This is a genomic window from Pseudomonas sp. LB1P83 (assembly GCF_054897885.1).
This window is the reverse complement of the sequence record NZ_CM142709.1, coordinates 718,199-731,544: the sequence shown is the minus strand read 5'-3', so window position 1 is coordinate 731,544 and position 13,346 is coordinate 718,199. Positions and strand designations below refer to the sequence as shown.

Here is a 13,346-nt window from a genome sequence, read left to right as displayed (position 1 = left end):
CTGGTATAGTTTTGCTCTTACCGCGACGCGAGCCGTTCATGACCTCTTCCGCAGCTCCGATCCTCATCACCGGTGCCGGCCAGCGTGTCGGGCTGCACTGTGCGCAACGTTTGCTCGAAGACGGCCATCCCGTAATCTTCAGCTACCGCAGCGAACGCCCCGGCGTGCAGGCATTGCGCGACCTGGGCGCGACCGCGGTGTTTGCGGACTTCTCCACTGAAGCGGGAATCCTCGCGTTCATCACCGAGCTGAAAACCCACACCGATAGTCTGCGCGCCATTGTCCATAACGCGTCCGAATGGCTGGCCGAAACACCGGACACCGACGCCGAGGCCTTCACCCGCATGTTCAGTGTGCACATGCTGGCGCCGTACCTGATCAACCTGCACTGTGCCGACCTGCTCGAACGCTCAAACCCCGCCGACATCGTGCACATCAGCGATGACGTGACCCGCAAGGGCAGCAGCAGGCACATCGGCTACTGCGCCAGCAAAGCCGGGCTCGACAGCCTCACCCTGTCCTTTGCCGCGAAATACGCGCCGACAATCAAGGTCAACGGTATCGCGCCAGCCCTGCTAATGTTCAATCCCGACGACGACGCCGCGTACCGCGCCAAGGCCCTTGCCAAGTCCGCGCTGGGCATCGAGCCCGGCAGCGAAGTGATCTACCAGAGCCTGCGTTATTTGCTCGACAACCCCTATGTCACCGGCACGACCCTGACCGTCAACGGCGGACGGCACATCAAATAAGCGCCCCCGCGAGGATGTTCCATGACGTTATCCCTGCCCCAGAACGCCCTGTCCCAGAGCTATCGCGAGATCCTCATCGGCCTCGGTGAAAACCCCGACCGCGAGGGCTTGCAAGACACCCCGGCCCGCGCGGCAAAAGCCATGCAGTACCTCTGCCATGGTTACGAGCAAAGCGTCGAAGAGATCGTCAACGGCGCGCTGTTCGCTTCCGACAACGATGAAATGATCATCGTCGACAACATCGAGCTGTACTCGCTCTGCGAACATCACATGCTGCCCTTCATCGGCAAGGCTCATGTGGCTTATATTCCAACGGGCAAGGTGCTGGGCCTGTCGAAGATCGCGCGGCTGGTGGACATGTTCGCCCGGCGCCTGCAAATCCAGGAAAACCTAACCCGGCAAATCGCCGACGCGGTGCAACATGTGACCGACGCGGCCGGTGTCGCAGTGGTCATCGAAGCCAAGCACATGTGCATGATGATGCGCGGCGTCGAGAAACAGAATTCGACCATGAACACCTCAGTGATGCTCGGCGCCTTCCGCGAGTCGAGTAACACCCGTCAGGAGTTCCTGCAATTGATTGGACGGAGCAAGTAGCAATGCCACAACTTCAACCAGGAATGGCACGCATCCGGGTCAAGGACCTGTGCCTGCGGACCTTCATCGGGATCAACGAGGATGAAATCCTCAACAAGCAGGATGTGCTGATCAACCTGACCATCCTGTATGCCGCTCAGGAAGCGGTGCGTGACAACGACATCGATCACGCGCTGAATTACCGGACCATCACCAAGGCGATCATCGCCCACGTGGAAGGCAATCGCTTCGCCCTGCTCGAACGCCTGACCCAGGAAATCCTCGATCTGGTCATGGCCAACGCGTCGGTGCTGTACGCCGAGGTTGAAGTCGACAAGCCGCACGCCCTGCGATTCGCCGAGTCGGTGTCGATTACGCTAGCGGCGAGCCGCTAAGCTTCAAGCTTCAAGCTTCAAGCTTCAAGCTTCAGGCGGTAAGCTAAAGGCCACCGCAACCCACCTTGCAGCTTCAAGCTTGCCGCTTGAAGCTGTTTCGCAGAGACATCCATGAACGATCAACAACGCCTGGAACTTGAAGCCGCCGCCTTTCGCCGGCTGGTCGCCCACCTGGACAGCCGCAAGGATGTGCAGAACATCGACCTGATGAACCTCTCCGGTTTCTGCCGCAACTGCTTGTCCAAGTGGTACAAGGCCGCCGCCGATGAACGCCAGATCGAGGTCAGCCTCGATGACGCCCGCGAAGTGGTGTACGGCATGCCGTACGCCGAGTGGAAAGCCCAATACCAGCAAGAAGCCAGTGCCGAACAACAAGCGGCGTTTGCCAAGGGAAAACCCAATGAGTGATTTGAACACCCTGCGCGCCAGCCTCAAGAGCGGCGAACACGTTTTCGCCGACACCCTGGCATTCATCGCCGCGGGTTACGATTACCAGCCTCAGGCTTTCAACAACGGCGGCGTGGAAAACGCCGCCGGGCAGAACGAAGGTTCCTGCAAGACCCTGGGTCTGGCGTTGCTGGAAGGCCTGAGCGATGAAGAAGCGCTGCTGGCCTTTGGCGAGCATTACCGCTCGGTCGTGGCCACGCCTGAAGGCAGTGACCACGGCAATATCCGTGCGCTGATTGCGCAGGGTCTGGCCGGTGTGAAGTTCACCCAACAGCCACTGACTCGCCGCTAAACGCTTTTTTGTAGGAGCGAGGCTTGCCCGCGAAGGCGTCCTTGAATCTTGCATCGCTTTTGAAGACGCCTTCGCTGGCAAGCCATGCTCCTACAGATTCTGCGTTGTTGCTGCTGACTTTTACATAACGCTCATACCACATCCCGACTTTTAAGATTGACCCGGCCACTTTATTTCGTTTGCCCGAAACCGCTGCTCACGGCTTAGATAAAAAGAAGCATCCCTCCTTCAGAGTCGGTCATCCATGAGCAGCGAATCCATCAGCCAGTCGATCAACGTCGTTCATCCCGTCACGCTCAGCCACGGCAAAAATGCCGAGGTCTGGGACACCGATGGCAAACGCTATATCGACTTTGTCGGCGGCATCGGCGTGCTGAACCTCGGCCATTGCCATCCGCGTATCGTCGAAGCCATTCGCGAACAAGCCACCCGGCTGACTCACTACGCGTTCAACGCCGCCCCGCATGTGCCCTACCTCGAACTGATGGATCGTCTCACCGCGTTCATGCCGGTGGATTATCCGGTCAGCGGCATGCTCACCAACAGCGGCGCGGAAGCAGCGGAAAACGCCCTGAAGATCGTGCGTGGTGCCACCGGCCGCACAGCGGTCATCGCTTTCGACGGCGCTTTCCACGGCCGCACCCTCGCCACACTCAATCTCAATGGCAAAGTCGCGCCTTACAAACAGAAAGTCGGCGTGCTGCCGGGGCCGGTATTTCATTTGCTGTACCCGAGCAAGGACAACGGCGTGACTTGCGCCGAAGCCTTGAAGGCCATGGATCGACTGTTCAGTGTCGAGATCGACGTTGAAGATGTGGCCTGCTTTATCGTCGAACCGGTGCAAGGCGAAGCGGGATTCCTGGCAATGGACGTGGAGTTCGCTCAAGCGCTTCGTCGGTTCTGTGATGAAAAAAATATTCTGCTGATTGCCGATGAAATCCAGTCCGGCTTCGGCCGCACCGGCCAGCGTTTTGCGTTTTCGCGCCTGGGCATTGAACCGGACCTGATCCTGCTGGGCAAAAGCATTGCCGGTGGCGTGCCTTTGGGCGCGGTGGTCGGGCGCAAGTCGCTGCTCGACACGTTGCCCAAGGGTGGACTGGGCGGCACCTATTCAGGCAACCCCATCGCCTGCGCCGCCGCGTTGGCGACCCTGGACGAAATGACTGACACGAACCTGCAAGCCTGGGGCGCGCAACAGGAAGAAGCGATTGTCAGTCGCTACGAATTCTGGCGCGCCAGCAAGCTGTCGCCGTACCTGGGCCGCTTGACCGGCGTCGGTGCAATGCGCGGTATCGAACTGATCACCACCGACGGCGCTCCTGCATCGGCGCAGCTGACGCAACTCCTGAGCCTGGCGCGAGACGCAGGCTTGTTGCTGATGCCCAGCGGCAAATCGCGCCACATCATTCGGCTGCTGGCGCCATTGACCACCGAGGCTGCCGTGTTGGAAGAAGGGCTGAATATTCTTGAGGCATGCCTGAAGAAACTGGCCTGATCCCAAAGTCTTGCAACCCATACAGTCCCTGTGTGAGCGAGCCTGCTCGCGATAGCGGTGTATCAGTCGACATAAAGCTTGAATGATAAATCGCTATCGCGAGCAGGCTCGCTCCCACATAGAGAATGTGATCAAGCAATAAATCGCGAGCACAAAAAACCGGCCGAAGCCGGTTTTTTCATTTCAACAGAATCAGAACGAAGCGTTCTGCAGACCGTCGAGGTAGCGCTCGGTGTCCAGTGCCGCCATGCAACCGGCGCCGGCCGAGGTGATGGCCTGACGGTAAACGTGGTCAGCCACGTCGCCGGCAGCGAAGATGCCTTCAACGCTGGTGGCCGTTGCGTTGCCATCACGGCCGCCCTGCACAACCAGGTAGCCGTCTTTCAACGTCAGCTGGCCCTCGAACAGCGAAGTGTTCGGGGTGTGGCCGATGGCGATGAACACGCCGTCGACTGTCAGCTCGTCGAAGCTGCCGTCGTTGTTCTTCAGGCGGGCACCGGTGACGCCCATCTTGTCGCCCAGGACTTCGTCCAGGTTCGAGTTCAGCTTCAGGATGATCTTGCCTTCGGCAACCCGTGCATTCAGCTTGTCGATCAGGATCTTCTCGGCGCGGAAGGTTTCGCGACGGTGGATCAAGGTCACGGTGCTGGCGATGTTGGCGAGGTACAGGGCTTCTTCGACAGCGGTGTTGCCGCCACCCACTACAGCCACTGGCTTGTTGCGGTAGAAGAAACCGTCGCAGGTTGCGCAGGCCGAAACGCCTTTGCCCATGAACGCTTCTTCCGAAGGCAGACCGAGGTAACGCGCGCTGGCGCCGGTGGCGATGATCAGGGCGTCGCAGGTGTAAGTCGCACTGTCGCCGATCAGGGTGTACGGCTTGGCAGCGAAGTCCACGGCATTGATGTGATCGAAAACGATCTCGGTTTCAAAGCGCTCGGCGTGCTCTTTCATGCGCTCCATCAACGCCGGGCCGGTCAGGCCGTGGACGTCGCCCGGCCAGTTGTCGACTTCGGTGGTGGTGGTCAGTTGACCGCCGGCCTGCATGCCGGTGATCAGCAGTGGCTTGAGGTTGGCACGGGCGGCATAGACCGCGGCGCTGTAACCGGCAGGGCCGGAACCGAGAATAATCACTCGCGAATGACGGACTTCAGACATGACCTGCTCCTGTTGACCGGCCCGGAACACCTGGCGCGGAACGCCGGGTTGCCGGCGGGAATAAAAAAGGACCGTTGAAAGCACTTGGGGAAGGCTTGAACTCGACAGTCCTGTAAAAAGGTTGGGTGCAGCGTATCGAGGGGGCGAAGATTAAGGAAATACGGTTTAACAATCCAGCTCATAGGTGGTCTCTATCTCGTCACGCTGAATACAGAGACGCCTTTGTTACAGTTGATGTCGATGCTTCGACCGCGCTTTCGCCTGTCAGGCAAAGCCGGTAAGGTCGGCGCGTTTTCCCTCTGCTCGGAGCACGTTATGCCCGCCCCTGTTCTGTCCGGCCCGCAATACCTGCGCGAAGGCCTCAAGCTGGTCTTGAGCCCAAGCCTGCGTTTGTTCGTGTTGTTGCCCTTGGTGATCAACCTGGTGCTGTTCGTCGGATTGATCTACCTGGCCAGCCATCAATTCAGCCTGTGGGTCGATACGCTGATGCCGTCCCTGCCCGACTGGCTGAGTTTCCTCAACTACATCCTCTGGCCGATTTTTGTCGTGCTGGTGGTGCTCATGGTGTTTTTCACCTTCACCATGCTCGCCAACGTCATCGCCGCGCCGTTCAACGGCTTCCTGGCGGAGAAGGTCGAAGTGGTGGTACGCGGCACCGATGACTTCCCGGCGTTCAGCTGGGGTGAACTGATTGCCATGATCCCCCGCACCTTGTCCCGGGAGATGCGCAAACTCGGCTATTTCCTGCCACGAGCAATCGGGTTGTTCGTTCTCTCGTTCATCCCCGTGGTGAACATCATCGCTGCGCCGCTGTGGCTGCTGTTCGGGGTGTGGATGATGGCCATCCAATACATCGACTACCCGGCGGACAACCACAAGCTCGGCTGGAACGAGATGCTCGCCTGGCTGCGCGAGAAGCGCTGGCAGAGCATGAGTTTCGGCGGGAGTGTTTATCTGGTGTTGCTGATTCCGGTGGTCAATATCTTGATGATGCCGGCGGCCGTGGCGGGCGCGACCCTGTTCTGGGTGCGTGAGCGTGGCGCGGAAAATCTGGTGACCCAACGCTGACACCGTCACAAATCCATCATCGAATCGCCACAATGACGACATAGCCTCAGCCGACACTGGGGTCATGACGACAGCTCTGCATATCACTCTGATCACCGAAACCTTCCCACCGGAAATCAACGGCGTGGCCAATACCCTCGGCCGCTTGTGTGATGGTTTGCGCGCGCGCGGGCATCAGGTCGAGCTGGTGCGGCCACGTCAGGGCTGCGATCAGCTTGCGGCCAGCAACGATGAGTTGTTGCTGTGTCGCGGCTGGCCGCTGCCGGGCTATCCCGGTTTGCAATGGGGCCAGTCGTCGATGCACAAGCTGCTGCGGCGCTGGAAGCGCAATCGCCCGGATGTGCTCTACATTGCAACGGAAGGACCGCTGGGATTGTCCGCTTTGCGCGCGGCACGGCGTTTGGGGATTTCGGTGGTCAGCGGCTTCCACACCAATTTCCAGCAGTACTCCAATCAGTACGGGCTCGGATTGCTGTCGCGCTTGCTGACTCACTACCTGCGCTGGTTCCACAATCGTTCTACGTTGACGCTGGTGCCCAGCATCAGCCAGCGACTGGAACTGGAGCGGCGTCATTTCGAACGTCTGGCGTTGTTGTCCCGAGGGGTCGACAGCCAATTGTTTCATCCGGTCAAACGCCTGCAATCGCTGCGCGAACAGTGGGGCCTTGGCGAGAAGGACATCGCGGTCATCCACGTAGGACGTCTGGCGCAGGAGAAAAATCTTGGCTTACTCAAGCGCTGCTTCGACGCGCTGAAAACGACTTATCCCCAGCGCAACATGAAGCTGATTGTGGTCGGCGACGGCCCGCAGCGAGGCGCCTTGGAGCAGGCACTCCCTGAAGCGATTTTCTGTGGCGCACAGCGCGGCGAGGTTTTAGCCAGCCACTATGCGTCGGCGGATGTGTTTCTGTTTCCGAGTTTGACCGAAACGTTTGGCAACGTCGTGCTTGAGGCATTGGCTTCGGGACTGGGTGTGGTGGCATACGATCAGGCGGCAGCGGCTCAGCATATTCGCCATGGCTACAACGGCGTGTTGGCGATGCCTGGGGATGAAGAGGCGTTCTGTGATGCCGCGACGTGGTTGCTGGAGGAGCGGGAAACCTTGCGGTGCGTGCGGCTCAATGCGCGCCAGCATGCGAGTCGTCAGGGCTGGGCGGCGATTATCGAGCAGTTTGAGGGGCAGTTGCGCGGGGCTTGTTCGCAGGAACAAGCCCTGCCAGATGCAGCGTTGTTGCCTTAAAAGCTTCGCGGGCAAGCCTCGCTCCTACAGGATTTGTGTCGTTCACAATATCGCGAGCGACACAATTCTTGTAGGAGCGAGGCTTGCCCGCGAAGAGGCCCTTCCAGTCTCTGCTTAAACCAGTGTCATCAACGCCTCACGGCTGAACGGAAGGATGTCTTCTTCACGGCCGTCACGCACTTTCTGCGCCCAGTCCGGATCGACCAGCAGCGCACGCCCTACCGCCACCAGATCGAACTCATCGTTGTTCAACCGCTCCAGCAGTTTTTCCAGACTGGCTGGCTGCGCGATCTTGTCGGTGTTGACCATGAACTGCAGGAACTCGCCGTCCAGGCCAACGCTGCCCACGGTGATGGTTGGCTTGCCCGTGAGCTTGCGGGCCCAGCCGGCCAGGTTCAGTTCGGAACCGTCGAACTCCGGTTCCCAGAAACGACGCGTCGAGCAATGGAAAATGTCCACGCCAGCGTCGGATAGCGGCTTGAGGAATTCTCCCAGCGCCTCCGGGGTTTGCACCAGACGCGCGGTGTAATCCTGCTGCTTCCACTGCGAGAAACGGAAGATGATCGGGAAGCCGTCACCGACCGCTGCACGCACGGCTTGAATCAGTTCGATGGCGAAACGCGAACGGTTGGCCAGGTCGCCACCGTATTCGTCGGTGCGCTGGTTGCTGCCTTCCCAGAAGAACTGGTCCACGAGATAGCCGTGGGCACCGTGGATTTCCACACCATCCATGCCGATGCTTTGAGCGTCTTTGGCGGCTTGAGCGAATGCGGCGATGACGTCCTGGATATCTTGCTGGGTCATGCCGTGAACCACGACCTGACCGTCCTTCAATTTCTCCGACGGACCGTAACCCGGCACGCTGGCATCCGGCTCGGTGCCGATGCGACGCACGCTGCCCACATGCCACAGCTGAGGAACGATCTTGCCGCCCTCGGCGTGGACCGCGTCGACCACTTTTTTCCAGCCGGCCAGCGCTGCATCACCGTAGAAATGCGGCACGTTCGGGTAGCCATTGGAGGCCTTGTGCCCGACGGTGGTGCCTTCGGTGATGATCAGGCCAACGCCTGCGGCGGCGCGGCGACGGTAGTACTCGATCACTTTGGAATTAGGCACGCCGCCCGGCGAAAACGAGCGAGTCATCGGCGCCATGACGACGCGGGTCGGCAGTTCGAGGGTGCCGAGGTGGAACGGTTTGAACAGGGCTTTGACTGGCATGGGACGCTCCACGAAAACGATATCGACGGGACACAAATTTTATGACGGCGATAATATGCGCAGTCGCAGACAATGCACAGCACTATTGATCTGGGTGATTAAGGGTCAAAAGGCAGATGGACCGTAGGAGCGAAGCTTGCTCGCGAAGGCGTCATGCCAGTCAGCGATGATCTCGTCTGATCGACCGTCTTCGCGGGCAAGCCTCGCTCCTACAGAAGGGAAATCAGCTCAACGCTTTTTCAATGGCATGGACGACCGTCGGATCATCCGGTGCTGTACGCGGCGAAAACCGCGCCAACACGCGCCCGTCTTTGCCGAGCAGGAATTTCTCGAAGTTCCAGGTAATGTCCCCCGGAAACTCCGCGCCCTCGCCCGCCAGCAGACGGTAAAGCTGATGACGATCGTGACCGTTGACTTCCAGCTTGCTGGACAACGGAAAGGTCACGCCATAGTTGAGGCTGCAGAAGTCCTGGATCTCTTGCTCGGAGCCCGGTTCCTGCCCGGCAAACTGGTTGCACGGCAAGCCCAGCACACTGAAACCCTGGCCTTTGTATTTCTGGTAAAGGTTTTCCAGTGCCGCGTACTGTGGGGTCAAGCCACATTTGGAGGCGACGTTGACCACCAGCACGACGTTCCCTTTAAAGGGCGCCAGCGGTAGCTCCTGTCCATCCAGGGCTGTCAATTTAAGGTCGTGAAAAGCACTCATGACGAACTCCAGATTCCCGTGTTCTACTCGAAACAGCCACTTGGCGATGTCGCCAGGGACAGCCGCGGACTAAAAAGGCGCCCCTCGGGCGCCTCTCCAGTTCTCTGAGCTTAGCGCAGAAAATCAGTGGTGATGGCCACCTTCGCCATGGACGTGACCATGAGCGACTTCTTCCTGGCTGGCGTCACGGATGTCGATGATCTTGACCTGGAAATTCAGGCGCTGACCGGCCAACGGGTGGTTGCCGTCGACGGTGACTTCGTCGCCGTCCAGATCGCGGATGGTGACGATCTGCATCTGGCCGTCCGGCGCGGAAGCGTGGAACTGCATGCCCACTTCCAGTTCGTCGACGCCTTCGAACATGCTGCGGCTCAGGGTGCTGACCAGTTCGGCAGCGTATTCGCCGTAAGCATCTTCAGGCTCAACGGCTACGGTCAGCTCGTCGCCGACTGCTTTGCCTTCCAGTGCCTTTTCCAGGCCCGGGATGATGTTACCTGCGCCTTGCAGGTAGACCAGCGGCGCGCCGCCGGCGGAACTGTCGATGACCTCACCAGCGTCGTTGGTCAGGGTATAGTCGATGGAGACAGCCTTATTGGCGGCGATCAGCATGGGGCGAGACCTTTTGCATAAGAATGAAGAATGGCCAAGTTTAGCGAAGCAATCGCCCGAAAGCGAACACAACCCGGACAGACGGGTGGCGGCGAAAGGCTCAACGGTCACAGGCTTCCATCAGGATGAGGACGGGCACTGGGTGGCCGAGCTTTCCTGCGGTCACACCCAGCACCTTCGCCACCAGCCACCGTGGCAATCGCGCGCCTGGGTCCTGGACCCCGCACAACGTATTGAAAAAATAGGCCAGCCCTTTGATTGCGGTTGGTGCGCACAAGGCTCGGTTAGCGATAACCTTGGCGACTGAATTTCGGTAGACGGCCAGTCATAGGTCTTCACCACTGCCATGCACCTCCAGAGAATCCGCATGCAAACTTTTTTTATCGCGCCCACCGATTTTGGTGTGGGTCTGACCTCCATCAGCCTCGGGCTGGTGCGCACCCTTGAGCGAGCCGGCCTCAAAGTCGGCTTTTTCAAACCGATTGCCCAGCCGCATCCGGGTGACACCGGCCCGGAACGTTCCACCGAACTGGTGGCGCGCACTCACGGTTTGAAACCGCCTCAGCCACTCGGCCTGGCTCACGTCGAGCGCATGCTCGGCGACGGTCAGCTGGATGAGCTGCTCGAAGAAATCATCACCCTTTATCAGCAAGCCGCCATCGGCAAGGACGTGCTGATCGTCGAAGGCATGGTCCCGACCCGTAGCGCCAGCTACGCCGCCCGGGTCAATCTGCATTTGGCCAAGAGCCTCGATGCCGAAGTGATCCTGGTCTCGGCGCCGGAAAACGAAGTGCTGACCGAGCTGTCGGGCCGGGTGGAATTGCAGGCGCAATTGTTTGGCGGTCCAAAAGACCCGAAAGTCCTCGGCGTGATCCTCAACAAGGTCAAGACCGAAGAAAGCATGGAAGCCTTCGCCTCGCGCCTGAAAGAGCATTCGCCGTTGCTGCGCAGCGGTGATTTCCGCTTGCTCGGCTGCATTCCTTTCCAGCCGGAATTAAACGCGCCGCGCACCCGCGACGTGGCCGACCTGATGGGCGCACAAATTCTCAATGCCGGTGATTACGAAACCCGGCGCATGACCAAAATCATCATCTGCGCCCGCACCATGCGCAACACCGTTGAGCTGCTCAAGCCCGGCGTGCTGGTGGTGACGCCCGGCGACCGCGACGACATCATCCTCGCCGTCAGCCTTGCCGCCATGAACGGCGTGCCGCTGGCTGGCCTGTTGCTGACCAGCGACACCCTGCCCGACCCGCGCATCATGGACCTGTGCCGCGGCGCGTTGCAGGCGGGCTTGCCGGTGTTGTCGGTGAGCACCGGCTCCTACGACACCGCCAACCAGTTGAACGGTTTGAACAAGGAAATCCCGATCGACGACCGCGAGCGTGCGGAGATCATCACCGACTTCGTCGCCAGCCATCTGGATGCCGACTGGCTGCACCAGCGTTGCGGTACGCCGCGCGAAATGCGCCTGTCGCCTGCGGTGTTCCGCTATCAACTGATCCAGCGCGCCCAGGCCGCCAACAAGCGCATTGTCCTGCCTGAAGGCAGCGAGCCGCTGACCGTGCAAGCGGCGGCGATCTGTCAGGCGCGGGGCATCGCTCGGTGCGTGTTGCTGGCGAAACCGGAAGACGTCGAAGCCGTGGCCCGCGCTCAAGGTATCGAGTTGCCGCCGGGGCTGGAGATTCTCGATCCGGACCTGATTCGCGAGCGCTACGTCGAACCGATGGTTGCGCTGCGCAAAAGCAAAAGCCTCAACGCCCCCATGGCCGAGCAGCAACTGGAGGACACCGTGGTGATCGGCACCATGATGCTGGCGCTGGATGAGGTCGACGGCCTCGTGTCCGGGGTCATCCACTCCACCGCCAACACCATCCGACCGGCCTTGCAGCTGATTAAAACCGCGCCGGGCTGCACGTTGGTGTCGTCGGTGTTCTTCATGCTGTTTCCGGAAGAAGTGCTGGTCTACGGCGACTGCGTGATGAACCCGCACCCGAGCGCCAGCGAACTGGCCGAGATCGCCCTGCAAAGCGCTGACTCGGCGGCAGCGTTTGGCATCATCCCGCGCGTGGCGATGATCAGTTACTCCAGCGGAGAATCGGCCAGCGGCGAAGAAGTCGAGAAAGTTCGCGAAGCCACGTTGCTCGCCCACGAACAGCAGAACTCGCTGCTGATCGACGGCCCGTTGCAGTACGACGCCGCCGCCAATGAAACCGTGGCCAGGCAACTGGCGCCGAACAGCCAGGTCGCCGGTCGCGCCACGGTGTTTGTGTTCCCTGATCTGAACACTGGCAACACCACGCACAAAGCCGTGCAGCGCAGTGCCGATTGCGTCAGCCTCGGGCCGATGCTGCAAGGCCTGCGCAAACCGGTGAACGACCTGCCGCGCGGCGCGCAAGTCGATGACATCGTGTACACCATCGCGTTGACCGCGATTCAAGCTGCCAACCGACCTATGGATCTTTAAATGCTGGCTTTTCTACCTGCACCCGTGCGCGGCGTAATCGCCTCGCTGCTATTGGCGCTAAACACCATTGTGCTGTGCTCGTTCCTGTTCTGCGTGGCGATCTTCAAGGTATTGCCCTTCGCCCTCACCCAGCGTTTCACGCTCTGGTTGATGAGCCATACCCATGAAGCCTGGATCAGCAACAACAAAGCCTGGATGAACCTGGTCTGCCGCACCCGATGGCACCTCAGCGGCCTGCAAGGGCTGGATTATCAACACTCGTACCTGATCACCAGCAACCACCAGAGCTGGGTCGACATCATGGTGTTGCAGTACGTGCTCAACCGTCGCATCCAGCCGCTGAAGTTCTTCCTTAAACAGGAACTGATCTGGGTACCGGTGATTGGCCTGGCCTGGTGGGCGCTCGGTTTTCCTTTCATGAAACGTTATTCCAAGGCCTATCTGGAAAAGCATCCGGAGAAGAAAGGCAAGGATCTGGAAACCACCCGCAAGACGTGCGACAAGTTCCGCAACAACCCGGTGGGGATTTTCAATTTTGTCGAAGGCACGCGCTTCACTGAAGGCAAACATGCGCAGCAGAAATCACCGTTCAAGTACCTGCTCAAGCCCAAGGCTGGCGGCATTGCGTTTGTGCTGGATGCGATGGGTGAACAGCTTGAGTCGATCGTCAACGTGACGATTCACTATCCGGGCGGGCGTCCGGGGTATTGGGATTTGCTCTGCGGGAACGTTGCTGACGTGGTGGTGCACTTTCAGGAGTTGAAGATTCCACCGCAGTTCATTGGCAAGAACTACGACCAGGATGGGGAGTATCGATTGCAGTTTCAGGGGTGGATCAATCAGTTGTGGGAAGACAAGGATGCGTTGTTGACGCAGATGCATCGGGAGTATCCGTCCAAGTAGTCAGGTGCCTGTTCCGGCCTCTTCGC

The 13,346-nt window shown here is 59.7% G+C and carries 15 protein-coding genes; 11 read left to right on the top strand and 4 right to left on the bottom strand.

The annotated features are described in order from the left end of the window. Positions 1-38: 38 nt before the first annotated feature. The 6 genes from folM (at position 39) to ACYZTY_RS03165 (ending at position 3,954) form a co-directional block, all read left to right on the top strand. On the top strand, positions 39-749 hold the full coding sequence (gene folM, locus ACYZTY_RS03190) for a dihydromonapterin reductase (RefSeq protein WP_461957265.1): 711 nt from the start codon (positions 39-41) through the stop codon (positions 747-749). A gap of 21 nt (positions 750-770) precedes the next feature. Further along, a complete protein-coding gene (gene folE / locus ACYZTY_RS03185; RefSeq protein WP_461957264.1) occupies positions 771-1,346 on the top strand; it encodes a GTP cyclohydrolase I FolE in 576 nt (191 codons plus the stop codon). A gap of 2 nt (positions 1,347-1,348) precedes the next feature. Beyond that, entirely contained in the window at positions 1,349-1,720 is a 372-nt protein-coding gene (folX, locus tag ACYZTY_RS03180) for a dihydroneopterin triphosphate 2'-epimerase (RefSeq protein ID WP_007970304.1), read from the top strand. Between the two features lie 111 nt (positions 1,721-1,831). After that, positions 1,832-2,128 carry a DUF1244 domain-containing protein gene (locus ACYZTY_RS03175; RefSeq protein WP_017336573.1) on the top strand — a complete coding sequence of 99 codons (297 nt, stop codon included), beginning with the start codon at positions 1,832-1,834 and terminating at the stop codon, positions 2,126-2,128. Then, on the top strand, positions 2,121-2,459 hold the full coding sequence (locus tag ACYZTY_RS03170; protein ID WP_461957263.1) for a HopJ type III effector protein: 339 nt from the start codon (positions 2,121-2,123) through the stop codon (positions 2,457-2,459). Before ACYZTY_RS03175 ends, ACYZTY_RS03170 begins: the two co-directional genes overlap by 8 nt. Before the next feature lie 244 nt (positions 2,460-2,703). Further along, entirely contained in the window at positions 2,704-3,954 is a 1,251-nt protein-coding gene (locus ACYZTY_RS03165) for a 2-aminoadipate transaminase (protein WP_461957262.1), read from the top strand. A gap of 192 nt (positions 3,955-4,146) precedes the next feature. On the opposite strand, the gene trxB is transcribed toward ACYZTY_RS03165, so the two are convergent. Then, positions 4,147-5,109 (bottom strand): thioredoxin-disulfide reductase, encoded by a 963-nt coding sequence (gene trxB, locus ACYZTY_RS03160; RefSeq protein ID WP_461957261.1) that lies wholly within the window; start codon positions 5,107-5,109, stop codon positions 4,147-4,149. A gap of 315 nt (positions 5,110-5,424) precedes the next feature. Here trxB and cysZ point away from each other — a divergent pair, with 315 nt between their 5' ends. After that, positions 5,425-6,177, top strand: coding sequence for a sulfate transporter CysZ (cysZ, locus tag ACYZTY_RS03155; RefSeq protein ID WP_461957260.1), 753 nt, complete (start codon positions 5,425-5,427; stop codon positions 6,175-6,177). Between the two features lie 40 nt (positions 6,178-6,217). Next, positions 6,218-7,417, top strand: coding sequence for a glycosyltransferase family 4 protein (locus ACYZTY_RS03150; protein WP_461959244.1), 1,200 nt, complete (start codon positions 6,218-6,220; stop codon positions 7,415-7,417). A gap of 114 nt (positions 7,418-7,531) precedes the next feature. On the opposite strand, the gene ACYZTY_RS03145 is transcribed toward ACYZTY_RS03150, so the two are convergent. The 3 genes from ACYZTY_RS03145 to ACYZTY_RS03135 all read right to left on the bottom strand — a co-directional run bounded on the left by ACYZTY_RS03145 (position 7,532) and on the right by ACYZTY_RS03135 (position 9,950). Beyond that, a complete protein-coding gene (locus ACYZTY_RS03145) occupies positions 7,532-8,635 on the bottom strand; it encodes an NADH:flavin oxidoreductase (protein ID WP_461957259.1) in 1,104 nt (367 codons plus the stop codon). A 223-nt stretch (positions 8,636-8,858) separates the two neighbouring features. Next, entirely contained in the window at positions 8,859-9,341 is a 483-nt protein-coding gene (locus ACYZTY_RS03140; protein ID WP_461957258.1) for a glutathione peroxidase, read from the bottom strand. A 123-nt stretch (positions 9,342-9,464) separates the two neighbouring features. Beyond that, positions 9,465-9,950, bottom strand: coding sequence for an FKBP-type peptidyl-prolyl cis-trans isomerase (locus ACYZTY_RS03135; protein WP_027924551.1), 486 nt, complete (start codon positions 9,948-9,950; stop codon positions 9,465-9,467). Between ACYZTY_RS03135 and ACYZTY_RS03130 the strand changes: the two genes are divergently transcribed. Genes ACYZTY_RS03130 through ACYZTY_RS03120 form a run of 3 tightly spaced genes read left to right on the top strand, consistent with a single transcriptional unit; the run spans position 9,919 to position 13,320 of the window. Continuing rightward, positions 9,919-10,257 (top strand): DUF3565 domain-containing protein, encoded by a 339-nt coding sequence (locus ACYZTY_RS03130; protein WP_056742973.1) that lies wholly within the window; start codon positions 9,919-9,921, stop codon positions 10,255-10,257. The two genes, ACYZTY_RS03135 and ACYZTY_RS03130, sit on opposite strands and share 32 nt — an antisense overlap. Positions 10,258-10,317: 60 nt before the next feature. Continuing rightward, positions 10,318-12,417, top strand: a complete 2,100-nt coding sequence (gene pta / locus ACYZTY_RS03125; protein ID WP_461957257.1) for a phosphate acetyltransferase — start codon at positions 10,318-10,320, stop codon at positions 12,415-12,417. Further along, positions 12,418-13,320 (top strand): acyltransferase, encoded by a 903-nt coding sequence (locus ACYZTY_RS03120; RefSeq protein ID WP_461957256.1) that lies wholly within the window; start codon positions 12,418-12,420, stop codon positions 13,318-13,320. It abuts the gene before it with no gap. The last annotated feature ends 26 nt before the right edge of the window (positions 13,321-13,346 follow it).